Raw genomic sequence first — 25,972 nt, forward strand, 5'->3', positions numbered from 1 at the left:
AGCACGGCGCAAAAAATGCCGTCTGAAAGCCCTTCAGACGGCATTTGTTTCCCAAAACATCCTGCACCGTTTTCATCTTGCCGCAAGCAAATATAGTGGATTAAATTTAAATCAGGACAAGGCGACGAAGCCGCAGACAGTACAAATAGTACGGAACCGATTCACTTGGTGCTTGAGCACCTTAGAGAATCGTTCTCTTTGAGCTAAGGCGAGGCAACGCCGTACTGGTTTAAATTTAATCCACTATACCAATCCGTTTTGTGGCAAATGCACAAAAAGCCCGATGCCGTCTGAAACCCCAAACAGGCTTCAGACGGCATTTATAGCGGATGAAAACAGAAAATACCCATATCGTTATTCCCGCAAAAGCAGTTTCGTAGCAACTGTATTTTTCACCCCGTCGGGCAAAAATACCAAAACTCAAATCAAGCCGTTCGGATGCTGTTTTCGGCGGTACCGTTTTCGGCAAAATAATCACGCATCCGGGCATTCAATATCGTCAGCAGTTTGCGCATACATGCCGTAACGGCAACCTTATACGGCTTACCCTTGGACAGCAGGCGTTGGTAGAAATCCCGAATAAGCGGTTCAAAACGTGTCGCTACCACGGTAGCCATATACAGCGCCTTACGTACCGCAGACCTTCCGCCAAAGCAGCGGCTTTTGAATTTGGTTTCCCCGCTCTCCCTCGGGTGCGGGGCAATGCCGACCAAACTCGCTATCCGTTTGTGCGACAGCCGCCCCAATTCAGGTAGCATCGCCCGTCGTTATCGAACCAATGCCTTTGATTTGCTCCGCCACTTAGGCTTTGCCGTCAAAATGCGTGTGGGTGTGGTCGTCGATTTGTTTGTCCAATTCGTCAATCAGCCGGTCAAAATGGGCAATCAGTTGTTTGACGCTTTCGACTTGCGTTTCATGAACCTGATGCAGACGGTTTTTCTCGGCAGTCCGCATATCCACCAGTTGGTTGCGGCGGTTGACCAAGGCTTCCAACACTTCTTCCGCTTCTGTGGGCGGTTGGTAGGGCATGGTTTGCCAACCTTCTTTCTGTACCGTCATCTGTGCAAAGAAGGCGGGCATTTTGGCATCTTTGGCGTCGGTTTTGGTCAGCGGCGGGGATTTCGAGACCTCCGGTACTTTCCATCACGACGAGTTCAACCTTGTGTTTTTTAAGGTATTCGATGGTATGGGCGATACCTTTGGGGTTGTTGGTTTCAGTTTTGGTTTCAGACAAAGACGAAACGGCGATGACGAAGTTTCGTTTGGCGATGTCGATACCTGCGTAATGATATTGGGTACTCATCATAAACCTGCCTTGCATTCGGTTGTATTGTCTGGCAACTGTCCGGTTGTGTCGATGGGTTGCCCTGCCGCTCCTTGTGCTACGCAACGGTTGTCTGCCTTGGGTGGGCGCGGGTGGCGGCCGGGTGGTTTGTTGCTATGATACAGTGATTACAATATACAAGGGCGGGCTTCAGCCCACCAACTCCCACCATCTTCATCCTAAAATCCCGTCATTTCCGCGAAAGTGGGAATCCGATTTGTTCGGTTTCAGTTTTTTTGAGATTTTGGGTAACTTTTAAACCGTCCTTACCGCCTACGCGGGAATGACGAGATTTCAGATTTCTGTTTTTGATTTTCTGTTTTGCAGAAATAACGAATTTCAAAGTTACGGTGTTATTAAAAGGTTGTGTTTTAGTAATCTGTTGATTTCAATTATTTACAAGGGAAAAGACAATTATTTTTTCGGTTAGGAAGAAACCTATCCTGTTGAATACATTGAAACCAAGTACGCCTATCAACACTATATTAAAACACAGCCTATTAAAAAACAGGAATCTCTCTACCACCATTCCTACCTTCGCAAAATAGCGCAAAATGCCGTCTGAAACCCGTGTTCTCGGATTTCAGACGGCATTGCGCCATGCGGATTATTTTTTCAGTTCAGACAGAATGTCATCCACGGTTTTCTTCGCGTCGCCGAAACACATCACGCTGTTTTCGTTGAAGAACAGCGGGTTTTGTACGCCTGCGTAGCCGGTGTTCATCGAGCGTTTGAAGACGACGACTTCTTTTGCCTTCCATACTTCCAAAACCGGCATACCCGCAATCGGGCTGTTCGGGTCGGTTTGGGCGGCAGGGTTGACGGTGTCGTTTGCGCCGATGACCAAAACCACATCGGTTTCGGGGAAGTCGTCGTTGATTTCGTCCATTTCCAATACGATGTCGTAAGGCACTTTGGCTTCGGCGAGCAGCACGTTCATATGACCGGGCAGGCGGCCGGCGACGGGGTGGATGCCGAAGCGTACTTCTGTGCCGTTTTTACGCAAAAGCTCGGTGATTTCGGCAACGGGGTATTGCGCCTGTGCGACTGCCATACCGTAGCCCGGGGTGATGATGACGCTGTTTGCGCCTTTCAGCATTTCGGCAACATCGGCGGCTTTGACTTCGCGGTATTCGCCGACTTCTTGACCGGCAGAAGATGCCGCGCTGCTGTCGCTGCCGAAGCCGCCGGCGATTACCGAGACAAACGACCGGTTCATGGCTTTGCACATAATGTAGGACAGAATCGCGCCGCTTGAGCCGACCAGCGCGCCGGTAACGATGAGCAGGTCGTTGGAGAGCATAAAGCCTGCCGCTGCGGCCGCCCAGCCGGAGTAGGAGTTGAGCATGGATACGACCACGGGCATATCCGCGCCGCCGATGGAGGCAACCAAGTGCCAGCCGAATGCGAGGGCAATCAGGGTCATAATCAGCAGGATGAAGCCGCTGCCGTCAATACCGACAAATACGAGCAGTAACACAAACGATACGCCAAGTGCCAGTGCGTTGAGCTTGTGTTTGGCGGGCAGTTGCAGCGGGCTGCTGCTGATTTTGCCGTTGAGCTTGCCGAATGCGACCAGCGAGCCGGTAAAGGTTACCGCGCCGATGAAAATGCCCAAATAGACTTCGACCAGATGGATGGTGTGCATATCAGCGGAAACGTTGCCAGGCTCGATATAGCTGTTGAAGCCGACCAAAATCGCCGCCAAGCCGACGAAGCTGTGCAGAAGTGCAATCAGTTCGGGCATTTCGGTCATTTCTACTTTTTTGGCTTTGTAGATGCCGATTGCCGCGCCGATGAGCATGGCGATGATGATCCAGCCCAATCCGTGGGTATTGTCGGAAAAGACCGTTACGAAGAGGGCGACCGCCATACCGGCGATACCGGAATAGCAGCCCTGTTTGGCGGTTTCCTGTTTGGACAGTCCCGCCAGTGAGAAGATGAATAAAATTGCGGCAACGATGTACGCCGCTGTTACGAGTCCTGAAGACATGGAAATTCTCCGATTTTCGATAATTTGTTTCCGATGCCGTCTGAACTGTTCAGACGGCATCTGTTTCAAGCAGCCGCGACAAACAGCCCGACGGTGCAGACAAATCCGCCCGTCCACATCAGCGAGCGCAAGGTTGCTTTGTCGGCGATATAGCACCAAATAAAGGCAAGGCGGAACAGGATGAACAGGCCGGCAAGCGTGTTGACGGTTGCTTGTTCGGCATTGCCGGTTGCGTGTGCCGTCAAAACGGAGGCTGCAAATGGCGCAAATGCTTCAAAACTATTTTGCTGCGCGGCATGGGCACGGGCGGCTGCGCCTTGCGTGTGCGCCAGAAAACCGCGCGGATTGTGGTTGTCTTTAAACCGGAATCCGCCCGCTTTTTTGGCATACGCCGCACAAAAAAGCGGCAATAGGCAGGCAATCAGGATGCACCAATAGGCAAAAGTCATGCTTTATCCTTTCCTAAACATATTCAACATCCGGCGCGTTACGAAGAAGCCGCCGAAGATGTTGATGCCGGCAATCAGGATGGCAACAAACGACAGCAGCGAAACAAAGCCGTTGCCTTGGCTGATTTGCAGCAGCGCGCCGACGACGATGATGCCGGAGATGGCGTTGGTTACCGACATCAGCGGAGTATGCAGCGAGTGGCTGACGTTCCAAACAACGTAGTAGCCGATAACGCAGGCGAGGACGAACACGATAAAGTGGTTCAAAAACGCTTCGGGTGCGACCGCGCCGACCCACAGCACCAATACGGCGGCGATGACGGCGGGCGCGAGTTTTTTCCACAGGGGAACGGGTTTCGGCTCAGGCTTGGCGGCAGGCGCGGCTTTTTCAGACGACGTTTGCTGCGGCTGGGCGGAAACTTGAATCGGCGGAGGCGGGAAGGTGATTTCGCCGTCGCGGGTAACGGTCATGTTGCGGATAATCACGTCTTCAAAATCCAGCGTGATTTCGCCGTCTTTGTTCGGGCTTAACAGCTTGGTCAGGTTCACCAAGTTGGTGGCGTAAAGCTGGGAAGACTGTCCGGCAAGGCGGTTTGCCATGTCGGTGTAGCCGATGATTTTCACGCCGTTGTCGGTTACGGACAATTCGCCCGGTCGGGTGAGTTCGCAGTTACCACCCGTCGCCGCCGCCAAATCGACGATGACGGAGCCGGATTTCATGCTTTCCACCATTTCTTTGGTAATCAGCTTGGGCGCGGGTTTGCCTGGAATGGCGGCGGTGGTGATGATGATGTCCACTTCTTTCGCCTGTTCGGCAAAGAGCTTCATCTCGGCGGCAATAAATTCGTCGCTCATCACTTTGGCGTAGCCGTCGCCGCTGCCGCCCGATTCTTGCGGGAAGTCGAGTTTCAGGAACTTACCGCCCATCGATTCGATTTGTTCCGCCACTTCCAAGCGGGTATCGAACGCGCGCACCACTGCGCCGAGCGAGTTTGCCGTACCGATTGCCGCCAAACCCGCCACACCTGCACCAATCACCAAAACCTGCGCGGGCGGCACTTTGCCGGCGGCAGTGATTTGACCGGTGAAGAAACGGCCGAAGGCGTTGGCGGCTTCAATCACGGCGCGGTAGCCGCTGATGTTTGCCATCGAAGACAAAGCGTCCAAAGCCTGCGCGCGGGAAATGCGGGGCACCATGTCCATCGCCAGCGCGTTCACTTTCTTGGCGCGCAAGGCTTCGACCAAAGCTTCGTTTTGGCGCGGCCACAGGAAGCTGACAATGGTTTGCCCTTCTTTAAGCAGCGGCAGCTCGCCTTCGGACGGCGCGTTGACCTTATAAATCAAAGGACAGGCCCAAACCGTCGCTTTGTCGGCAACGGTCGCGCCTGCTGTTTGGTAAGCGGCATCGTCCAAACTTGCCGCCAAACCTGCGCCGCTTTCGACAACGGTTTCAAAGCCCAGTTTGCCCAGCAGGGCGACGGTGGCGGGCGTGCAGGCGACGCGGGTTTCGCCGGATAATGACTCGCGTGGGATACCGATTTTCATCTCTGAATCCTTTTTCAGGTTGTTTATATGTATCGTGGGTTAAATTTAAATCGGGGCAGGGCGGAGCAACGCCGTACCGGTTTAAAACCGATTCACTTCAAATGTTAATATATTTTAGATAATCCCCTTATAACGAATTTTCATCAGGCTGGCAATAGTTGCGGCATTTTCCCGTGTTGTCCGACACACACTGCCGTTTGCGTTTGAAGTCATTTTCCGATTGCAGTCCCGCCCGCCGTAACATTCTTTGCCGTTTCACTATATAATCCGCATTTTTTGAGCCGCCGTTATGCCGCACGCCCTCGTCCTCCAATTTCCCTCCGCCGAAGCCCTGCCTTCCGCCCTCCTCTCTCACCTGCCCGAACCTGATTGCGCCGATGAAAAACGTATGCGTTTTATCGTTGAAGAAGGCTTTTCTTTAAGCGAAAAAGACGCGGCGTTGCTGGGCAGCAGTCAAATCGATTACGCCGTGTTGCCGGATATGGCGTTCGGTGAACTCGGGCTGATTGTCAGCGATATGGATTCGACGCTGATAACCATCGAATGCATCGATGAAATTGCGGCAGGCGTGGGTTTAAAAGACAAAGTAGCGGAAATTACCGAGCGTTCGATGCGCGGCGAACTCGATTTCGAACAGTCTTTACGCAGCCGCGTTGCGCTGTTGGCGGGATTGGACGAATGGGTTTTGGCGGACATTTACGAAAACGTTTTGCAACTTTCGCCCGGTGCGGAATTTTTGTTGGACGAATGCAAAAGGCACAATGTGAAATTCCTGCTGGTGTCGGGCGGGTTCACGTTTTTTACCGAACGTCTGCAACAACGGCTCGGTTTCGAATACCAACACGCCAATGTTTTGGAAATTGAAAACGGCAGGCTGACCGGACGTTTGAAAGGCAGAATCATCGACGCGCAGGCAAAGGCGGATTTGTTGCGCGAATACCGCAGCCTCTTCGGATTGCAGCCGCATCAGGTGTTGGCGATGGGCGACGGTGCGAACGATATTCCGATGCTCAAAGAAGCGGGCATAGGCGTGGCTTACCGTGCCAAACCGAAAGCGCAGGCAGCCGCCGATGCCTGTATCAACTTCGGCGATTTGGAGCGTGTACGCGGTCTGTTCAGGTAGGCGGACAGGAAACGGATGCCGTCTGAAAGGTTTTCAGACGGCATTTGAACGGCAGGAACGACAGTGGGACGCAAGAAACTTTGGTTTGCCCTGGCAGCAGCGGGCGTTATCGGCGGTCTGGTCGGCATTGTGCTGACGGAACTGATGCACTTCATACAACATACAGCATACGGTTATGGCGCGGACGGCGTGTACATCTCGTTCCGCGAAGGCGTGGCACAGGCTTCCGGTATGCGGCGCGTTGCCGTGCTGACGCTGTGCGGCGCGGTCGCAGGAGTCGGCTGGTGGCTGCTCAAACGTTTCGGCAAGCCGCAAATCGAAATCAAAGCCGCCTTGAAACAGCCGTTGCAGGGGCTACCGTTTCTGACGACGGTTTTCCATGTTCTGCTGCAAATCATAACGGTCGGACTCGGTTCGCCGCTCGGACGGGAAGTGGCGCCGCGCGAAATGACTGCCGCGTTTGCTTTTGCCGGCGGCAGGCGGTTGAGTTTGGACGAAGGCGAAATGCGGCTGCTGATTGCGTGCGCCTCGGGCGCGGGTTTGGCGGCGGTGTATAACGTGCCGCTCGCCTCCACACTTTTCATTCTCGAAGCCATGTTGGGCGTGTGGACGCAGCAAGCCGTCGCCGCCGCATTGCTGACTTCGGTCATTGCCACCGCCGTGGCGCGTATCGGTTTGGGCGACGTGCAGCAGTATCATCCCGCCAACCTTGTCGTAAATACTTCATTGCTTTGGTTTTCCGCCGTCATCGGCCCGATACTGGGCGCAACAGCCGTCTTTTTCCAGCGTACCGCCCAAAAATTCCCCTTCCTCAAGCGCGACAATATCAGAATCATTCCCTTGGCAGTCTGCATGTTTGCGCTCATCGGCGTGATTTCCGTTTGGTTTCCCGAAATTTTAGGTAACGGCAAAGCAGGCAACCAACTGACTTTTGGCGGTTTGACCGGCTGGCAATACAGCCTTGAGTTGACCGCCGTCAAATGGGCGGTCGTTTTGATGGCGTTGGCGGCAGGCGCATACGGCGGCCTGATTACACCGTCCATGATGCTCGGCAGCACCATCGCCTTTGCCGCCGCAGCCGCGTGGAACAGTGTTTTCCCCGCAATGCCGTCTGAAAGCGCGGCAGTCGTCGGAGCGGCGGTGTTTCTCGGCGTATCGCTCAAAATGCCGCTGACCGCCATTGTGTTCGTATTGGAACTGACCTACGCGCCGCTGTCCCTGCTGCTGCCTTTGTGCATCGGCATGGCGGGGGCATTGGGAACATCGGGAAAGATGAGCTTCAAATAAATGCCGACAAATGCCGTCTGAACGGCTTTCAGACGGCATGGCTGCTTTATAGTGGATTAACAAAAATCAGGACAAGGCGACGAAGCCGCAGACAGTACAAATAGTACGGAACCGATTCACTTGGTGCTTGAGCACCTTAGAGAATCGTTCTCTTTGAGCTAAGGCGAGGCAACGCCGTACTGGTTTTTGTTAATCCACTATAAATTGTCAACAATATCTACAAAAACCTACTGCCAAAAAACTGAAAATAGCGGATAATACCGCCCCGAAAAAGTTCCCCTTTCCCCATCCAACTGTCAGAAAAGGAAGCCCCAATGTCCGTCATCAAACGTGCCCTGATCAGCCTGTCCGACAAGGCAGGCGCGGTCGAATTTGCCCAAACCCTGCACAAACTCGGTGTCGAAATCCTCTCCACCGGCGGCACGGCGAAGCTGCTTGCCAATGCGGGCATTCCCGTGATTGAAGTCGCCGACTATACCGGTTTCCCCGAAATGCTCGACGGCCGCGTGAAAACCCTGCATCCGAAAATTCACGGCGGTATTTTGGGCCGGCGCGATTTGGACGAACACGTCGCCAAGATGGAAGAACACGGCATCGGCAACATCGACCTTGTGTGCGTCAACCTTTACCCCTTCGCCGCCACCATCGCCAAACCAAACTGCACGCTGGAAGACGCGATTGAAAACATCGACATCGGCGGCCCGACCATGGTGCGCTCTGCCGCGAAAAACTGGAAACACGTCGCCATCGTTACCGACACAGCCGACTTCCCCGCCATCGCCGCCGAGCTCGAAGCCAACAACGGCGCGTTGAGCGACAAAACCCGCTTCAACCTCTCACGCAAGGCGTTCAGCCACACCGCCCAATACGACGGCATGATTTCCAACTACTTAACCTCGCTTTCAGACGACGTCTTGAGCGGCACGCCCGAAATCGGCGAATTCCCAAGCCAGTTCAACCAAAGCTGGATTAAAGTGCAAGACATGCGCTACGGCGAGAATCCGCACCAACGAGCCGCGTTCTACCGCGATATTTACCCAGCCGCAGGCAGTCTTTCCGCCTACAAACAACTGCAAGGCAAAGAATTGTCTTACAACAACATCGCCGATGCCGATGCCGCATGGGAAGCCGTCAAATCATTCGACGCGCCCGCCTGCGTGATTGTCAAACACGCCAATCCATGCGGCGTAGCCGTTGCAGCCGATACCTTGACCGCCTACAAACTCGCCTACGCCACCGACACCACCAGCGCGTTCGGCGGCATCATCGCCTTCAACCGCGAAGTCGACGGCGAAACCGTCAAACAGATTACCGACAACCAGTTTATGGAAGTCTTGATGGCACCGAAGTTCACCGCCGAAGCCCTCGAAATCGCCGCCGCCAAGAAAAATGTGCGCGTATTGGAAGTGCCGCTTGAAGCAGGCACGAACCGCTTTGAACTCAAACGCGTCGGCGGCGGACTGTTGGTGCAAACCCCCGATATTCACCGCCTCAACCGCGCCGATTTGAAAGTCGTCTCCAAACGCCAACCGACCGAGCAGGAGTGGAACGATTTGCTGTTTGTCTGGAACGTCGCCAAATACGTCAAATCCAACGCCATCGTGTTCGGCAAAGGCGGTCAAACCTACGGCATCGGCGCAGGTCAGATGAGCCGCGTGGACAGCACCCGCATCGCCGCCCGCAAAGCACAGGATGCAGGTTTGGACTTAAACGGCGCGTGTGCCGCCTCCGATGCCTTTTTCCCGTTCCGCGACGGCGTGGACGTGATTGCCGAACAGGGCATCAAAGCCATCATCCACCCCGCAGGCTCGATGCGCGATCAGGAAGTCTTTGACGCGGCAGACGAACACGGCATTGCGATGGTCGTAACCGGCGTGCGCCACTTCCGCCATTAATGCAGATAAACAAGGCAATGCCGTCTGAAGGGCTTTCAGACGGCATTTTGTTTGATGTTCCGAACAGACAATCCGCCTGAAACAAAATGTGCGGCGGCATTTCGAACTTCCGTAAACGGCAAAACACCCGATACGTTCGGACGGTTTATGTTTCAGACGGCATCGGTTTCCCTACAAACCGAACACCGCCGTATCGCCGCAACCTCGGCGCACCAGTTCCGTGCCGTCGGTCATGTCGATGACGGTGGTCGGCTCGGTTCCGCACCAGCCGCCATCAATCACCAAATCGACGGCGTGTTCCAAGCGGTCGCGGATTTCATAAGGGTCGGTCAATGGTTCGCCGTCTTCGGGCAACATCAGGGTGCAGCTTAAAAGCGGCTCGCCCAATTCCCCCAGCAGGGCTTGTGCAATGGCATTATCGGGAATACGCAGCCCGATGGTTTTGCGTTTCGGGTGCAGCGTGCGCGCCGGCACATCCTTCGTCGCCTGTAAAATAAAAGTATAAGGCCCGGGTGTGGCGGCTTTAAGCTGACGAAACTGTACGTTGTCGATTTTGGCATATGTACCCAACTCGCGCAAATCGGCGCACATCAGGGTCAGGTGGTGTTTCAAATCGATTTTTCGGATGGAGAGTATGCGTTCCATCGCCGCCTTATCACCGAGTTTGCAGCCCAAGGCATAACACGAATCGGTCGGATAAACCACCACGCCGCCTTTATTGACGATTTCGACCGCCTGCTTGATGAGGCGTTCCTGCGGGTTGTCGGGATGAACGGCGAAAAACTGTGCCATAGTTTGTGTCCTTATCGTCATGTTTTCCGTATTGTACGCCCAAACGCCAAACAAAATGCCGTCTGAAAATTTTCAGACGGCATTTGATGCTTCCAACCATCAACCCAAATACCAAAATTTCAGTGCCCACAATACGGCAACAATCCATACCATAGGCGGAACATCCCCGGTTCGGCGGCACAAAAGTTTGACTACGGCATAACTGATGAAGCCGAAAGCGATGCCGTCCGCAATCGAATAGGTAAACGGCATGAAGACAATGGTCAGGAATGCGGGCGCGGCTTCCGTCATATCGTCCCAATCAATGTCCCTCGCGCTGCGGAGCATCTGCGTGCCGACGTAAAGCAGGGCGGGCGCGGTAGCAAAAGCGGGAACACTTTTCGCCAATGGGGAGAACATCAGACACGCCAGCATCAATACGCCGACGGTAACCGCCGTCAGACCGGTCCGTCCGCCTGCCGATACGCCCGCCGCGCTTTCCACATAAGGCGTGGTTGAAGAAGTACCCAAAGCCGCACCCGCCACAATGGCGGTAGAGTCTGCAAGCAGTGCGCGTTTCAGGCGGGGCAGCTTACCGTCCACCAGCAGTCCGGCACGGTGGGATATGCCGACCAGCGTTCCGGTACTGTCAAACAGATCGACCAAGAAGAAGACGAAAATCACACTGACCATACTGACGGTAAACAGGCCTTTAAAATCCATCTGCATAAAGGTTGGCGCAATGTCCGGTACTTCGCCGATGATGCCGTGAAACTCGTTCAAACCCATCAGACCGGAGATAACGGTAATCGTCAAAATGGTAATAATGATTGCGCCTTGAACGCGGAAATGCCCCAATACGACCACCATGACAAAACCGAACAATGCCAACAACGCGGACGGCTGATGAATATCGCCCAATCCGACCAAGGTTGCCGGATTGGCAACGATAATGCCTGCGCCTTTCAGGGAAATCAGTGCCAAAAACAAACCGATACCGGCGGCAATCGACATTTTCAAACCCATAGGCAAAGCATTGACCAGCATTTCCCTGACTTTAAAAAAACTGAACAGGATGAAAATCAAACCTGAAATAAAGACCGCGCCCAAAGCCACCTGCCAAGGCACACCCATACCCTTAACGACGGCAAAGGTGAAATACGCGTTCAGCCCCATCCCCGGTGCGAGTGCAATCGGATAGTTGCCGACAAAACCCATAACAAAACAGCCGATGGCAGACGCGATACAGGTGGCAACGAATACCGCCCCCATATCCATGCCGGTTTCACCCAAAATCAACGGGTTGACGATAACGATGTAGCACATCGTCAAAAATGTCGTCAAACCCGCCATCAATTCGGTGCGGACCGTCGTACCGTTTGCCTTCAGCTTAAAAATCCCGTCCAACAGTGTTTGTTTTGAAGTGTCCATATCTGAAAGTCTGTATCAAGTGGAAAAATCTGAATCCGCCGACCGCAAACCGTACGAAATTGCAACATCTTGAAAAACATACCTCCCAAACCGGACAAACCGATTCGGGAGGCAACAGGTTTACGGCAAACGGCACATTATTTGTCTGAATTGTGTTGACGACGCAAAATCGCAGGGATTTCAAAGTCGTCAAGTACGGACTGATTGTCGAAATCCGCTGCTGTCAGATTCATGGTGCGGATACCGCGATTGGTGCGGATCATACCTTCGACATTGTGGCTTTGCTCCTGTTTGGACGGGGCAACCGGTTCTACCTCCCTTGCCGGAGTAGGATCGACCGCGCCTTTTTCTTTCAGACCGGTAGCGATAATGGTAATCCGGATGGCATCTTCGCTCATGGTCTCGTCTTCAGCCGCACCGAATTTGCATTCCAAATCGGGATGCGCGCTTTGGTTGACGATTTTCATGACTTCAGACAACTCGGACATTTTCAGGCAACCCGGAGCAGTCGTAATATTGACCAGCACACCGCGCGCACCATCCAAAGTTACATCGTCCAGCAGCGGACTGGAAATGGCTTGATCGGTCGCCATACGCGCACGGTCGATACCTTGGGCATAACCCGAACCCATCATAGCGATACCGCGATTGCTCATCACGGTTTTCACGTCGGCAAAGTCGAGGTTGATGATTTCGCTCGGACAGGTAACGACTTCGGAAATGCCGGCAACCGCATCGCGCAATACATTGTCGGCGGCGCGGAAGGCTTCACGCATTGTTACGTCTTCACCCAATGCGGTCATCAGTTTGTCGTTCGGGATGATGATCAGCGAATCGACGTGTTCTTTCAACTGTTCCAACCCTGCTTGTGCCACATGGACGCGTTTGCCTTCATAAGAAAACGGACGGGTAACTACGGCAACGGTCAGAATGCCCAAAGACTTGGCAATCTCAGCAACAACCGGCGCGGAACCGGTGCCGGTACCGCCGCCCATACCGGTCGTAATAAAGAGCATGTTTGCACCGCGAATGGCTTCTTCAATGGCTTCCCTATCCTCTTGGGCGGCCGCGCGGCCGATATCGGGATTGGCACCCGCACCCAAACCGCGTGTCAGATTCGTACCCAATTGGATTCTCTTCGCCGCATGGTTTTTTGCCAAAGACTGCGCATCCGTATTGGCACTGATAAACTCCACACCGCGCACATTGTTGGCAACCATGTTGTTGATTGCATTGCAACCGCCGCCACCCAAGCCGATTACTTTAATTACCGCAGGGCTGACTGCCGATTCTGCCACGTCGTAAACAAATTCCATTCAAAAACTCCTGCTCGCCCCGTTCAGAGGACGGTTTAAATAAATTATTATTTATTATATAAGAAGTATCTTGCTGCTGGCAAAATACTTCTCACCTGTCAAACGGCAATCCACCTGTTCAGAAGTTGTTTTCAATCCACCGCTTCAATCTTGCCAACAAACCGCCGCCCTCTTCCCTCTCTTGCACTGCACCGTTTTCCGGCTGCGGCAAGTTTCCTTCCAGCTTGCGTGCTGCATAAAGCAGCCCGATAGCGGTAGAAAAGCGCGGTGTGCGGACACGGTCGGACAAACCGCCCATTTCTTGGGGCGCACCGGTGCGTACAGGCAGATCGAAGATTTTTTCGGCAAATTCCACAATCCCAGTCATCATGGACACACCGCCGGTCAGAACGATACCCGCATTCAGCACTTCTTTGGGGAAACCCGATTTTTGCAGCTCGCCCAGCACTACGCCAAAAATCTCCTGAATGCGTGCGCTGATGATTGCTGCCAAAACCTTACTGGAAACCTGACGCGATGTCCGGTCACCCACGCCCGGAACTTCAATCATCTCACCCAAGCCTTCCGTATCGCATGATGCCACGCCATAATGGATTTTAATGTACTCGGCGGCATCGAGAGGTGTTCTCAACGATTTGGACAAATCTTTGGTAATCAGATTACCACCGGCCGGAATGACGGACGTATGGCGGATGGCGCCGTTCATATAAACGGCAATATCGGTCGTTCCGCCACCAATGTCGATGACGCATACGCCGAGGTCTTTTTCATCTTCAGTCAGCACCGCCTGCCCGCTTGCCAACGGCTGAAGCATGATTTGATCGCTTTTCAAGCCGCACCGCTCGATACATTTTTGGACATTCTGCACTGCCGTACTTGCACCGGTAATGATGTGCACCCGCGTATCCAGACGCACACCGCTCATACCGATGGGCTCCCTCACGCCAAGTTGGGTGTCGATAATGTAGTCTTGAACCACGGCATCGAGAATTTTTTGATCGGGCGGGATATTGATTGCCTTTGCCGTTTCAATGGCGCGGTCGATGTCTGCCTGCGTTACTTCCCCGTCTTTGATTTTAACCACACCTTGCGAATTGAGGCTGCGGATGTGGTTGCCTGCGATACCTGTGGTAACGTGGGTAATTTTGGTATCTGCCATCAGCTCGGCATCATTGACCGCCTGCCTGATGGCTTGGACGGTGGCATCGATATTGGTTACCATGCCCGCGCGCAAGCCCCGTGAAGGAGCCTGCCCCAAACCGACGATGTTGATTTTGTCGTCATCTTGAACTTCCCCGATCAGTGCGAGGACTTTAGACGTACCGATATCCAGTACGCTGATATATCTTTTCTGCTGTTCCATTGTTCGTCTGCTCTTAAAACTGATTGAAATTTGCGCCGCACCGTTTCAGACGGCACGGCCGTAATCTGTCCGATACCTGTCCCCACTATTCTTCGGTTTCTTTTTCGGGTAAACCGTCGGAAGCATAGCGGACTGAAAATCCGTCCTTATACCTCATATCCACATAGGATAACCGATTTTTATTTTTACGCAACAGATGTTGCCACGCTTCGGTAAAAAGCCGGAGGCGTTTCATCTCGTTTTCCCGTCCGAGCCTGACGGTGATGCCGTTGTCTAAAACGACAACCCACGCCGAACGTGCCGTATAGGTCATCTCTTTGATGCCCAAACTCTGTTTTGCCAAAACAATCGAAAATTCGTCATAACGGCGGAGCATTTCGGCAGACGTTCCCTCACCGCCTCTGAATACCGGCATTCCGGGTCTGTCCAAACGGGCTTCAAAAACATTGCCTTCGCTGTCCACCAGTGCACGGTCGCCCCAACGTGCAACCGGCTTGCGCTCGGTCAGGACGATTTCAACCGTATCGGGAAAACGGCGGCGCACCATGACTGACGCAATCCACGGATACCGGCGGTAGGCCTCCTGTGCGCCATTGATGTCCGTCCTCAAAATATTCCCATGGATGTATTCTTTCGCCAAACTGCCCAATGCCTTCTTATCGGAATAAATCAGGTTGCCCTTCAGCGACACCTGCTTGACGGGCAGATGATTCGAATTGTAAAACCAAACCAGCCCGGACGCGGCAAGCAGCATCGCCATCATGACAAGCAGCCAGCGCGTCAGCCGTTCCATCGCTTCGGCATTATCCCACATGTGCGGTCTTCAAAATTTCAATACATAAATCGGCAAAATCCACGCCCGTAACGGCAGCGGATTTCGGTACTAAACTATGGCTCGTCATACCGGGCAGGGTGTTGATTTCCAACAGATAGAGTTTGCCGTCGGTATCTTTGAGGAAATCGACGCGCACGCAGCCTTCCGCACCGATTGCCTGCGCGCCGCGAACCGCCAGTTCGCGCATCAGGCTTTCTTCGGCTTCGGTCAGATCTTCCGAAGGACATTGATAAATGGTGTCGTCGCGGTTGTACTTGGCTTCGTAGTCGTAAAACTCGGTTGCGGGAATGATGTGTATGCCGGGCAGCCCTTTGCCGTTCAGGACGGGGCAGGAATATTCGCCGCCGCCGATAAATCGCTCGGCAATGATTTCGCCTTGAAGGTGTTTCAATTCTTCGTAAACGCTTTTCAGACGGCCTTTTTCTTTGACTTTTACCACGCCGACGCTGCTGCCTTCGGCTGCCGGTTTCACAAACATCGGCAGGCCCAATTTTTCTTCGACGGCATCGAAATCGGTATCGTCGTATAGGACGGCAAACTCGGGGACTGGCAGCCCCAATGCCTGCCAAATCAGTTTGCAGCGGTATTTGTCCATGCCGATGGCGGAAGCGGCAACACCGCTGCCGGTATAAGGAATGCCCAACAATTCCAACGCGCCCTGAACCGCCCCGTCTTCGCCGTAAGTACCGTGAAGGATGTTGAATGCCGTCTGAAAGCCCCGCTCCTTCAGTTCGGATAACGGCGTTTCTTTAGGATCGAAGGCGTATGCGTCTATGCCTTTGCTTTTTAAAGCGTTCAAAATGGCGGTGCCGCTGTCCAGCGAGATTTCTCGTTCGCTGGAAAAACCGCCCATCAATACGGCCACTTTGCCAAAATTCTGCATTGTTTTTGTTCTTTCCTGATTGCTTTATGCTTGTTGTCAGAGGTCGTCTGAAACCTGATTGCGGTTTCAGACGACCTTTATATGATGTTCCGTCTGTCAGGCGGGTGTGCCTCAAATCTGTTTCGACAACTCCAGCAGCGCGAAGGGGACGCGGTTGATGCTGCCTGCACCCATGTTCAATACGATGTCGCCGTCCTGCAAAACGTTCAACAGCATTTCGGGCAGGTCGGCAACGTTTTCACAGTAAATCGGCTCAAGTTTGCCCAATACGCGGATAGCACGCGCCAAGGCGCGGGAGTCGGCGGCGGCAATCGGCTCTTCGCCTGCGGCATAAACTTCGGTCAACACCAGCGCATCAACGGTATTGAGGACTTTGGTAAAGTCTTCAAACAAATCGCGCGTGCGGGTATAGCGGTGCGGTTGGAAGGCGAGCACCAGTCGTTTGTCGGGATACGCGCCGCGTGCGGCGGCGAGGGTTGCCGCCATTTCGACGGGGTGGTGTCCGTAGTCGTCCACCAAGAGCGCGGTTCCGCCGTTTGGCAACTTGATGTCGCCGTATTTTTGGAAGCGGCGGCCGACACCCTCAAAGTCAAGCAGCCCTTTTTGGATCGCTTCGACGGATGCGCCGACTTCAAGTGCCACGCCGATGGCTGCCAATGCGTTCAGCACGTTGTGTCTGCCGGGCATATTCAGCACGACTTCAAACGGCTCCTGCTCATGTCCTTTCATTTGGACATGGACGGTAAACTTCATTTGCGCGCCAACACTTTCGATGTCGGTCGCGTAAATATCGGCGGTATCGTCCAAGCCGTAAGTGGCGTAAGGTTTGCTCACTTTGGGCAGAATCGCTCGGACGTGTTCGCTGTCGATACACAAAAACGCTTTGCCGTAGAACGGCATACGGTGGATAAAATCGACAAACGCCTGATGCAGTTTTTCAACGCTGTGTCCGTAGGTATCCATGTGGTCTTCGTCGATATTGGTGACGACGGACATAATCGGGGTCAGATATAGGAAAGAGGCATCGGATTCGTCGGCTTCGGCGACGATGTATTCGCCTTTTCCCAAGCGGGCGTTAGTACCTGCGGCGTTGAGTTTGCCGCCGATGACGAAAGTGGGGTCGAGTCCTGCCGCACCGAGGATGGAAGCGGTCAGGCTGGTGGTCGTGGTTTTGCCGTGCGTGCCGGCAATGGCGATGCCGTCACGGAAGCGCATCAGTTCCGCCAGCATCAGGGCGCGCGGAATGACGGGGATTTGCTGCTCCAGCGCAGCGACGACTTCGGGATTGTCTTTTTTGACGGCGGTAGAGGTAACGACGACATCCGCGCCGTTGACATGTTCGGCAGTATGACCGGGATAAACTTGAATACCCAAGCTGCTCAAATGCTCGGTAACCGCATTTCGCGCCTGATCCGAACCGGAAACTTTGAAGCCCAAATTGTGCAAGACTTCGGCGATACCGCTCATGCCGACGCCGCCGATACCGACAAAATGGATGTTAGTAACTCGATTTCTCATCATAATGTTGCATTCCGGTTGATTTTTAGTGCGTAAAGGCGTTATTTTAAAGGGCTATCCGCTTCTGCGCCATAGTTTTCTTGTAAATTAAAGATGTTTCGGCATACAGGATTTCACATTGGTGGCAATATGGGTGAAAAAGAGGTTTCGTCCAGCGGCGAATCTTTGCTTTTTTGCCTATTTTTAAACTCGACTTCAACCACCAAAACATCAGCAAAAACAAAACATAAGGTCGTCTGAAACCGGTTTTCAGACGACCTCTCGTTTATCAACTTAACGGCACTTGTATCCTCATCAAGCGCATATCCAATTTGCGCCGCCCCCACGCGGTCGCATACACAAGGCGCAAGAGCCACGGATAACGCGGTTTGCAGACGCTGCTCAAGCCCGCTTCTTCAATGATTTTCACACCCGATATCAGGCGTCGGATGTCGTCCGTTCCGCTTATCGCCCAGCGGAACTCGGGCGGCTTGTCCATTTTGCCGAGCGCGTCGTGGCGTTTACTTTGTCCGATGTAGACTTTGGGAATGGTGTCGAAGGCAAGTTGGACGTTCGGCAGACGGCGGGCAACCTGTTTGAAAAAGTCCTGCACCTGCGCTTCTTCAAAATACATCAACACGCCTTCGATCACGAGCAACACGGGTTTGCCGTGCGCGGCGACGGTGTTCATCCACGCTTCGTCAAACATGGACGCGCCCAGATAATGATTGTCCGACTCGGGTAGCAGCATACGCCGCACTTCAATCACTTCAGGCAAATCCAAATCATACCAGGCGGTAATGCGCGGCTTGCCCAAACGTTCGTAACGTGCATCCAGCCCCGCGCCGATTTGCACGACGACGGCATCGGGATGTTCGGCGATAAAGTGCCGGGTCATATCGTCCAACAGCTTCGCCCGCCCGCAACAGCCGACCTGCGATGCTTTGGCTTTGGCAAACTTGCCGAAGTCGTAGTCAATCTTGCCCAACATCCGCACGGCTTCGTCATCGCGCAAAAGCGGCTGCGCCCTACCCTGCTCTACTGCCTTCGCCCACAGGGGAATCAGCATGGTACTGGACAGTGCGGAAACGGTTTTGGGAGAGATTTTTGCAGATATGGCAGCCTCCAATGAGAGAAATTCCTATTTACATCATACTCCCGCACAATAAGGCTGCCAAGTTGCAAAAAGGCCGTCTGAAACCGGTTTCGTGGTTTTCAGACGGCATCTGTTTCGTTTATCGCATCATATCATCATGCCGTACACTCGATGGCGGCTTCCGCCACATCGTCCGCACTATGCGGCATCGCCAGCGTGCGGGCGTTTTCTGCCCATTTGAGGCATTTTTCGCGGTTCAGGCTGCCGAGGATTTCGGCAAGTTTTTCCGCCGTCAACTGGGTTTGCGGCAACAACAGCCCCGCTTCTGCCTGCACCATAAAACGCGCGTTGGCGGTTTGGTGATCGTCAACGGCGTGAGGATACGGCACCAGCAACGCGCCCAGCCCCGCCGCCGTCAACTCGGCAATCGTCAGCGCGCCGGCACGGCAAATCACCAAGTCGGCATCACGGTAGGCGGACACCATGTCGGTAATAAATTCCACGCATTCGGCTTTCACGCCCAGCGCGTCGTAATCCGCCTGCAAGCTGCCCAGCTTGTTACGCCCTGACTGGTGGTACATCTGCGGGCGTACCTCTTCGGGCAGCAGTGCCAACGCCTGCGGAACGGTTTTGTTCAAAACGTCTGCACCCAAACTGCCGCCGACCACCAAGATTTTCAGACGGCCTTCGCGCCCTTGGAAGCGTTCGGCAGGCGCGGTCAGTTTGGCAATATCGGCGCGGACGGGGTTGCCGACCAAGCCGCCTTCGTGGTTAAACGCTTTGGGGAAGGCGTACAGCACGCGTTTCGCCCAGCGCGACAGGTGGCGGTTGGACAAGCCTGCCACGGCGTTTTGCTCGTGAATCACAATCGGCACGCCCAAGAGTTTTGCCGCCAGACCGCCGGGAAAGGTAACGAAGCCGCCGAACCCGATGACGCATTCGACACGGTGTTTGCGGATAATCTGCTGCGCCTCGCGGACGGTCTTGTACAGGGTAAACGGCAGCATCAGCTTGCGTTTGATGCCGTTGCCGCGCACGCCTTTAATCGCCAGCGTTTCCAAGCGTATGCCGTATTGCGGCACGATACGCTCTTCCATCGAATCCTTACTGCCCAGCCAAATCACATGATGGCCGCGCGCGCGCAACGAATCCGCCACCGCCAGCGCGGGGAAAATGTGTCCGCCCGTTCCGCCCGCCATCAGCATAAAGGTTTTACCGCCCATGATTTACTCCACCCGGTAACCGCGCATTTTCCGGCGGTTTTCATAATCGATACGCAACAGCAGCATCATGCTGATCAGCATGAAAAAGACTGACGAACCGCCATAGGACATCAACGGCAGCGTCAGACCTTTGGTCGGCAAAGCACCGATGTTCACACCGATATTGAAGAAACTTTGGATACCGATCCAAATGCCGATACCCGAAGCGATATAGGCGTTGAAAGTCAAACCCAAATCGCGCGACTGCTTGCCGATGGAAAACGCCCGCACCACCAGCCAGCCGTAACAGAATATCAGCACGCACATGCCGAAGAAGCCGAATTCTTCGGCGATGATGGCAAAAATAAAATCGGTATGCGCTTCCGGCAGAAAGCCGCGTTTGCTCAAACTCGCACCCAAACCCATGCCGAACCACTCTCCGCGCCCGATTGCCATCAGAGAGTGGGTAAGCTGGTAGCCGGCACCCTGCGGGTCTTTCCACGGGTCCAAAAATGCCACTACCCGCTGCACACGGTAGGGAGCGGCGGTAATCATCAGCACCATCCCACCCAAGACGCTGCCTACCAGGACGAAAAAATATTTCCACGGCAATCCTGCCAGAAACAGCATTCCAACGGTAATGACGGTAATGACGACAAACGAACCGAAATCCGGCTGTACCATTATCAGCACCAAACCGAACGCCACCAGCATAATCGGCAGGATGATCGCCCGGAAACGGCCGTACATTTCCAATGTTTCACGACGTGCCTGCGGATTGGTGGCGGACATAATCAGGTTTGCCGTCCCCCGCCAAATCGACTGCCAACCCAAACTTTCCATGCTGCGCAACACTTCTTCACGGCGCGTGAACAGGCTTGCCAAATAAAGGATGACCGCCAGCTTGAACAGCTCGGTCGGCTGGAAATTCAACGGACCCAAAGGTATCCAACGGGTCGCGCCATTGATTTCGCGCCCGGCAATCAATACGACTACCAGCAACAGGCCGGATAAGGCAAAAATCCACGGCACAAGCCGCCGCCATGTCCTCATCCTGCAAAGAAGCCATAAAAAACCGCTCGCTATCAGGCCGGCAACGACGAACCCCGCCTGTCTGGTCAAATAGAAAAACTGATCGCCGCCTTCCTTCGATGCCAAATACACCGAAGCCGAATAAATCATCAGCAGGCTGAACGCCGTCATCAGCACCACCATCCACAAAAGCGGTGCGTCGAATTTCCTGCCGTCGCGCACAATCTGCCTGTCGAGCAGAACGGTATGGATACCGCTCCCCACCTTTACCAATATGTCCGAAATCTTCAAAAAAACCACCTGTCATTCTGTTTGCATCTGCCGCAAAGGGCAAAAATTTCAGACGGCAGATAATGCCGTCCGAACATGCGATACATCCCCAATCAATATTCTAAATCTTTACTTGCCGCCCAACAATGACGGAGTTTGCGTTTCAGACGGCATCACAAAGCCTTGAACGCTTCGATAAACACTTCCGAACGGTGCGCGTAGCCTTTAAACATATCGAAGCTTGCGCAGGCGGGGCTGAGCAACACGATATCGCCCGCTTCGGCTTGGGCATATGCCGTCTGAACGGCTTCTTCCAAAGTGGCGCAGTCGGTCATATTCAGACCGCAGCCGTCCAAATCGCGGCGGATTTGCGGTGCATCGACGCCAATCAGGAACACGCCTTTTGCCTTGCCGGCAAGCGCGTCGCGCAGGGGCGTGAAGTTCTGCCCTTTGCCCATGCCGCCCAAAATGACGAAGAGCGGGTTTTGCAAACCGGCAATCGCGGCGGCAGTCGCGCCGACGTTCGTGCCTTTGCTGTCGTCGATGAACACCACGCCGTTTTTCTCGCCGATTTTTTCCACGCGGTGCGGCAGGCCTTGGAAGGTTTTGACGTGTTCGAGCAATGCTTCGCGCGGCAAACCGATAGCCTCACACAAAGCGACGGCTGCCATAACGTTGGCGGCGTTGTGCAAGCCTTGCAGCGGAATGTCTTGTGTGGCAATCAAATCTTCATCGCCTTGTTTCAGGTGGCCTGTCTCGCGTTCCAACCAAAAATCGGCTTCGTGTTCCAACGAAAACCATTTTACCTCGCGCCCGGCGCGTTTCATCGCGCGACAGAACGCATCGTCCGCATTCAAAACCTGCACGCCATCGCCACGGAAAATCTTGTCCTTGGTATGCGCGTAGTCGAGCAAGTCGTCGTAGCGGTCGAGATGGTCTTCGGAAATGTTCAGTACCGTCGCCGTAGTCGGGCGCAGGCTTTCGGTGTTTTCCAGTTGGAAACTGGAAAGCTCCAACACCCACACGTCCGCCTTTTTGCCTTCGCGCTGCAATTCCGCCTCCAAAACCGGCGTGCCAATATTGCCCGCGATAACGGTATCCAGCCCGCACTTAATGCAGAGATAGCCGACTAGGCTCGTTACCGTGGTTTTACCGTTGCTGCCGGTAATCGCAATCACCTTGTCGCCGCGGCGGTTCACAATGTCCGCCAGTAATTCGATGTCGCCCAACACGCGCCCGCCGTTCTGCTTGAACGCCTCGATATCCGGCTGACGCTCGCTGATGCCGGGACTGAGTGCCAGAATATCGAAACCGTTGGAGAGCGCATCTTTCAGACGGCCTGTATAAAACACCAGCCCGTCAAACATCTTACCGATTTGCGACACGCGCTCGGCTTTCAGCTCCGCATCATAAGCGGCAACCTCCGCGCCGTTTTTGCGCAAGTAGGCAATCATGGAAATACCCGTGCCGCCAAGCCCGGCGATGAGGATTTTTTTGTTTTGGAAAGTCATGTTGGTTTTGTCCTAAAACAAATCATATTGAGCAGGGGGGATGTCCGCCCCTGCCCAAGCCGCTTTCAGACGGCATCGCGAGCTGTTCAATAACCCGCCTACAGGCTTTGGTAAATGTCGCAGCCTTTTTGGTATCCGTTTTGACAAGCCTTGCCAAACCATTCTCGAGCGCGCGCATGGCTTGTGCTCACGCCTTGCCCTTTGTAATACGCCTCACCCAAATTATATGGGCATCGGCATACCCTTGTTCTGCAGCCTTGCGAAACCACTGCGCTGCCTGTGCATAGTCATAACGGGGTCGCCCAGTTTTATACATTACGCCCAAAATATTTTGGGCATAGGCATCCCCTTGTTCTGCCGCCATGCGAAACCACTCCGCTGCCTCTGCAGAGTCATAACGGACTCCTCGCCCATTGGCATACATATTGCCCAAATAATTTTGGGCATCAGCATCCCCTTGTTCTGCAGCCTTGCGAAACCACTGCACTGCCTGTGCATAGTCTTGACGGACGCCTTGCCCATTGAAATACATCAGACCCAAACTATATTGGGCATCGGCATTCCCTTGTTCTGCCGCCTGGAGAAACCACAGCTCTGCCTGTGCATAGTCTTGACGGACTCCTTGCCCTTGTGCATACATCGCACCCAAATAAAATTGAGCTCCAGCATCCCCTTGTTCTGCAGCTTGAAGCCTTTCCTGAAAATTCGGCATATTATCCGCCCACACTGCTTGGTTCAAGCCCAAGGCAATCAGGGCGGCGGCAAGCCATTTGGCTGTCTGTTTCATGGTGTTACTCCTGTTTTGGAAAGTCATTTTGGTTTTGTCCTAAAACAAATCATATTGAGCAGGAGGAATGTCTGCTCCTGCTCAAGCCGCTTTCAGACGGCATCGCGAGCTGTTCAATGACCCGCCTTCAGGCGTTGGTAATTGTCGCAGCCTTTTTGCTCTCCGTTTTGACACGCCTTGCCAAGCCATTCTTGGGCAAGGGCAAGGTCTTGACGGACTCCTTCGCCTTTGTAATACATCCAACCCAAATTATTTTGGGCTTGGGCATGCCCTTGTTCTGCAGCCTTGCGATACCACTGCGCTGCCTGTGCATAGTCTTGACGGACGCCTCGCTCATTGTCATACGCCAAACCCAAATTATATTGGGCTTCGGCATTCCCTTGTTCTGCAGCCTTGCGATACCACTGCACTGCCTGTGCATAGTCTTGACGGACTCCTCGCCCTTGTGCATACATATCGCCCAAATAACTTTGGGCTTGGGCATACCCTTGTTCTACAGCCTTGCGATACCACTGCACCGCCTGTGTATCGTCTTGACGGACGCCTCGCCCATTGTCATACATCACACCCAAATTGAATTGGGCATCGGCAAACCCTTGTTCTGCAGCCTTGCGATACCACTGCACCGCCTGTGTATCGTCTTGACGGACGCCTCGCCCATTGTCATACATCACACCCAAATTATATTGGGCTCGAGCATCCCCTTGTTCTGCCGCCTTGCGATACCACTGTGCTGCCTGTGCATAGTCTTGACGGACTCCTCGCCCTTGTACATACATATTGCCCAAATTGGATTGGGCTGCGGCATACCCTTGTTCTGCAACCTTGAGAAACCACTGCACTGCCTGTGCATCGTCTTGACGGACACCACGCCCTTCGTAATACATCACGCCCAAATCCAATTGGGCTTGAGCATTCCCTTGCTCCGCAGCTTGAAGCGTTTCCTGAAAATCCGGCATATTATCCGCCCACACCGCTTGGTTCAAGCACAAGGTAATCAGGGCGGCTGCAAGCCATTTGGCTGTCTGTTTCATGGTTTCTCTCCTATAGTGGATTAAATTTAAACCAGTACGGCGTTGCCTCGCCTTGCCGTACTATCTGTACTGTCTGCGGCTTCGTCGCCTTGTCCTGATTTAAATTTAATCCACTATATTTCGGTGAGGGGCGGTTTTTCAGCCGCCGTTAACGATAGGGCGGGGCGAATTGCCGCCGCAGGTTTATTGCGCGTTCAAATGCCGTCTGAAAGATGTTCAGACGGCATAGGTTCAGCGGATTTTGAGGGTACTCAAACCGATCAGCACCAAGACGATGGTAATAATCCAAAAGCGGACGACGACTTGGGTTTCTTTCCAGCCTTTTTGTTCGTAATGGTGATGAATCGGCGCCATCAGGAAGATGCGTTTTTTGGTTTTCTTGTACCAGCCGACCTGAAGCATAACGGATACGGCTTCTACGACGAACAGACCACCCATAATCACTAAAACAAACTCTTGGCGGACGATGACGGCAACGGTACCGAGCGCCGCGCCCAATGCCAGCGCACCGACATCGCCCATAAAGACTTGCGCGGGATAGGCGTTGAACCACAAAAATCCGAGGCACGCGCCGCACATGGCGGTGCAGAATATAGCGACTTCGTTCGCACCGGCGACATAGGGAAGCTGGAGGTATTGGGAAAATTGGTAGTGTCCGCTGACGTAGGCGAAAATGGCGAGCCCGGCGGCAACGAGGACGACAGGGAAGGCGGCAAGGCCGTCCAAGCCGTCGGTGAGGTTGACGGCGTTGGATGTGCCGACGATGGTCAGGTAAGACAACACCAAAAAGCCGACCACGCCCAGCGGCAGGGCAATTTGTTTGAAGAACGGGACAATCAAAATATTGTTGGCGGAATTGGCGGCAAGGTAAAACAATGCCAAACCGGCGATAATGGCAACACTCGACTGCCACACCATTTTGAATTTGGCGGACACGCCGTTGGGGTCTTTATAGACGACTTTGCGCCAGTCGTCGTAAAAACCGAGTGCGCCGGTGGCAAGCAATACGCCCAAGAGAATCCAGATATACGGGTTCGCCCAGTTGCCCCACAACAGGGTGGACACGGTAATGGCGGTCAAAATCAGCGAACCGCCCATGGTCGGCGTGCCGTTTTTGACGAGGTGGGTTTGCGGGCCGTCGGTACGCACTGCCTGCCCGCATTTGAGCGCGGTCAGCCTGCGTATCGTCCACGGGCCGAACATCAGGGAAAACGCTAAGGCGGTCAACGCCGCCATGACGGCGCGGAATGTGGTGTATTGAAAAATATTCAGGCCGGTTAACCAGTTGCTGAAATGTGCGAGCCATAAAAACATGGGGCTTCCTTTTT

21 protein-coding genes and 3 pseudogenes are annotated in these 25,972 nt (G+C 53.9%); 4 read left to right on the top strand and 20 right to left on the bottom strand.

What is annotated here, in order from left to right:
* Nucleotides 1–7 precede the first annotated feature (7 nt).
* Nucleotides 8–279 (top strand): annotated as a pseudogene (locus tag Q9I99_RS11525) (hypothetical protein); the annotation flags it as partial.
* Between the two features lie 146 nt (nt 280–425).
* On the opposite strand, the pseudogene Q9I99_RS01760 reads toward Q9I99_RS11525, so the two are convergent.
* From Q9I99_RS01760 to Q9I99_RS01775, 4 genes and pseudogenes are all read right to left on the bottom strand, one after another.
* Nucleotides 426–1,321: pseudogene (locus tag Q9I99_RS01760) on the bottom strand (IS110 family transposase).
* Nucleotides 1,322–1,931: 610 nt separating this feature from the next.
* Complete coding sequence (gene pntB / locus Q9I99_RS01765; RefSeq protein ID WP_301667459.1) at nt 1,932–3,317, bottom strand: Re/Si-specific NAD(P)(+) transhydrogenase subunit beta; 1,386 nt, start codon at nt 3,315–3,317, stop codon at nt 1,932–1,934.
* Between the two features lie 65 nt (nt 3,318–3,382).
* Complete coding sequence (locus Q9I99_RS01770) at nt 3,383–3,766, bottom strand: MAPEG family protein (protein ID WP_301667405.1); 384 nt, start codon at nt 3,764–3,766, stop codon at nt 3,383–3,385.
* A 3-nt stretch (nt 3,767–3,769) separates the two neighbouring features.
* The gene (locus tag Q9I99_RS01775; protein WP_301667406.1) at nt 3,770–5,311 is read right to left on the bottom strand and encodes a Re/Si-specific NAD(P)(+) transhydrogenase subunit alpha; all 1,542 of its coding nucleotides are present in this window, start codon (nt 5,309–5,311) and stop codon (nt 3,770–3,772) included.
* A 289-nt stretch (nt 5,312–5,600) separates the two neighbouring features.
* On the opposite strand from Q9I99_RS01775, the gene serB reads away from it, so the two are divergent.
* The 3 genes from serB to purH all read left to right on the top strand — a co-directional run bounded on the left by serB (nt 5,601) and on the right by purH (nt 9,616).
* Nucleotides 5,601–6,434, top strand: coding sequence for a phosphoserine phosphatase SerB (gene serB, locus Q9I99_RS01780; RefSeq protein WP_301667407.1), 834 nt, complete (start codon nt 5,601–5,603; stop codon nt 6,432–6,434).
* Nucleotides 6,435–6,497: 63 nt separating this feature from the next.
* The gene (locus tag Q9I99_RS01785; protein WP_301667408.1) at nt 6,498–7,721 is read left to right on the top strand and encodes a chloride channel protein; all 1,224 of its coding nucleotides are present in this window, start codon (nt 6,498–6,500) and stop codon (nt 7,719–7,721) included.
* A gap of 314 nt (nt 7,722–8,035) precedes the next feature.
* On the top strand, nt 8,036–9,616 hold the full coding sequence (gene purH, locus Q9I99_RS01790) for a bifunctional phosphoribosylaminoimidazolecarboxamide formyltransferase/IMP cyclohydrolase (RefSeq protein ID WP_301667409.1): 1,581 nt from the start codon (nt 8,036–8,038) through the stop codon (nt 9,614–9,616).
* Between the two features lie 171 nt (nt 9,617–9,787).
* Here purH and Q9I99_RS01795 read toward each other — a convergent pair whose 3' ends face one another.
* The 16 genes and pseudogenes from Q9I99_RS01795 to mraY all read right to left on the bottom strand — a co-directional run bounded on the left by Q9I99_RS01795 (nt 9,788) and on the right by mraY (nt 25,958).
* A complete protein-coding gene (locus Q9I99_RS01795) occupies nt 9,788–10,408 on the bottom strand; it encodes an L-threonylcarbamoyladenylate synthase (RefSeq protein WP_301667410.1) in 621 nt (206 codons plus the stop codon).
* A 99-nt stretch (nt 10,409–10,507) separates the two neighbouring features.
* The gene (locus tag Q9I99_RS01800; RefSeq protein ID WP_301667411.1) at nt 10,508–11,818 is read right to left on the bottom strand and encodes an NCS2 family permease; all 1,311 of its coding nucleotides are present in this window, start codon (nt 11,816–11,818) and stop codon (nt 10,508–10,510) included.
* Nucleotides 11,819–11,955: 137 nt separating this feature from the next.
* Complete coding sequence (gene ftsZ / locus Q9I99_RS01805; protein ID WP_301667412.1) at nt 11,956–13,134, bottom strand: cell division protein FtsZ; 1,179 nt, start codon at nt 13,132–13,134, stop codon at nt 11,956–11,958.
* Nucleotides 13,135–13,252: 118 nt separating this feature from the next.
* Entirely contained in the window at nt 13,253–14,497 is a 1,245-nt protein-coding gene (gene ftsA / locus Q9I99_RS01810) for a cell division protein FtsA (RefSeq protein ID WP_301667413.1), read from the bottom strand.
* Nucleotides 14,498–14,582: 85 nt separating this feature from the next.
* A complete protein-coding gene (locus Q9I99_RS01815) occupies nt 14,583–15,311 on the bottom strand; it encodes a cell division protein FtsQ/DivIB (protein ID WP_301667414.1) in 729 nt (242 codons plus the stop codon).
* Entirely contained in the window at nt 15,301–16,215 is a 915-nt protein-coding gene (locus Q9I99_RS01820) for a D-alanine--D-alanine ligase (protein WP_301667415.1), read from the bottom strand. The genes Q9I99_RS01815 and Q9I99_RS01820 overlap by 11 nt, the downstream gene beginning before the upstream one ends.
* Before the next feature lie 111 nt (nt 16,216–16,326).
* Nucleotides 16,327–17,736 carry a UDP-N-acetylmuramate--L-alanine ligase gene (gene murC, locus Q9I99_RS01825; RefSeq protein ID WP_301667416.1) on the bottom strand — a complete coding sequence of 470 codons (1,410 nt, stop codon included), beginning with the start codon at nt 17,734–17,736 and terminating at the stop codon, nt 16,327–16,329.
* 265 nt (nt 17,737–18,001) lie between these two features.
* Nucleotides 18,002–18,829: a class I SAM-dependent methyltransferase gene (locus tag Q9I99_RS01830; RefSeq protein ID WP_301667460.1), complete on the bottom strand. Its 828-nt coding sequence runs from the start codon at nt 18,827–18,829 to the stop codon at nt 18,002–18,004.
* Between the two features lie 134 nt (nt 18,830–18,963).
* Complete coding sequence (gene murG / locus Q9I99_RS01835) at nt 18,964–20,031, bottom strand: undecaprenyldiphospho-muramoylpentapeptide beta-N-acetylglucosaminyltransferase (protein ID WP_301667417.1); 1,068 nt, start codon at nt 20,029–20,031, stop codon at nt 18,964–18,966.
* 3 nt (nt 20,032–20,034) lie between these two features.
* The gene (locus Q9I99_RS01840; protein ID WP_301667418.1) at nt 20,035–21,306 is read right to left on the bottom strand and encodes an FtsW/RodA/SpoVE family cell cycle protein; all 1,272 of its coding nucleotides are present in this window, start codon (nt 21,304–21,306) and stop codon (nt 20,035–20,037) included.
* A gap of 179 nt (nt 21,307–21,485) precedes the next feature.
* Nucleotides 21,486–22,823, bottom strand: a complete 1,338-nt coding sequence (murD, locus tag Q9I99_RS01845; protein WP_301667419.1) for a UDP-N-acetylmuramoyl-L-alanine--D-glutamate ligase — start codon at nt 22,821–22,823, stop codon at nt 21,486–21,488.
* A gap of 98 nt (nt 22,824–22,921) precedes the next feature.
* A complete protein-coding gene (locus Q9I99_RS11420; protein ID WP_308447942.1) occupies nt 22,922–23,092 on the bottom strand; it encodes an SEL1-like repeat protein in 171 nt (56 codons plus the stop codon).
* A complete protein-coding gene (locus Q9I99_RS01855) occupies nt 23,011–23,610 on the bottom strand; it encodes a tetratricopeptide repeat protein (protein ID WP_301667421.1) in 600 nt (199 codons plus the stop codon). The genes Q9I99_RS11420 and Q9I99_RS01855 overlap by 82 nt, the downstream gene beginning before the upstream one ends.
* A gap of 113 nt (nt 23,611–23,723) precedes the next feature.
* Nucleotides 23,724–24,644, bottom strand: coding sequence for an SEL1-like repeat protein (locus Q9I99_RS01860; RefSeq protein WP_301667422.1), 921 nt, complete (start codon nt 24,642–24,644; stop codon nt 23,724–23,726).
* 13 nt (nt 24,645–24,657) lie between these two features.
* Nucleotides 24,658–24,765: pseudogene (locus Q9I99_RS01865) on the bottom strand (IS5/IS1182 family transposase); the annotation flags it as partial.
* Nucleotides 24,766–24,875: 110 nt separating this feature from the next.
* Nucleotides 24,876–25,958, bottom strand: a complete 1,083-nt coding sequence (gene mraY, locus Q9I99_RS01870) for a phospho-N-acetylmuramoyl-pentapeptide-transferase (RefSeq protein WP_002232826.1) — start codon at nt 25,956–25,958, stop codon at nt 24,876–24,878.
* Between the last annotated feature and the right edge of the window lie 14 nt (nt 25,959–25,972).

Source organism: Neisseria basseii, from assembly GCF_962707005.1.
GTDB classification, from domain to species: Bacteria; Pseudomonadota; Gammaproteobacteria; order Burkholderiales; family Neisseriaceae; genus Neisseria; species Neisseria bergeri.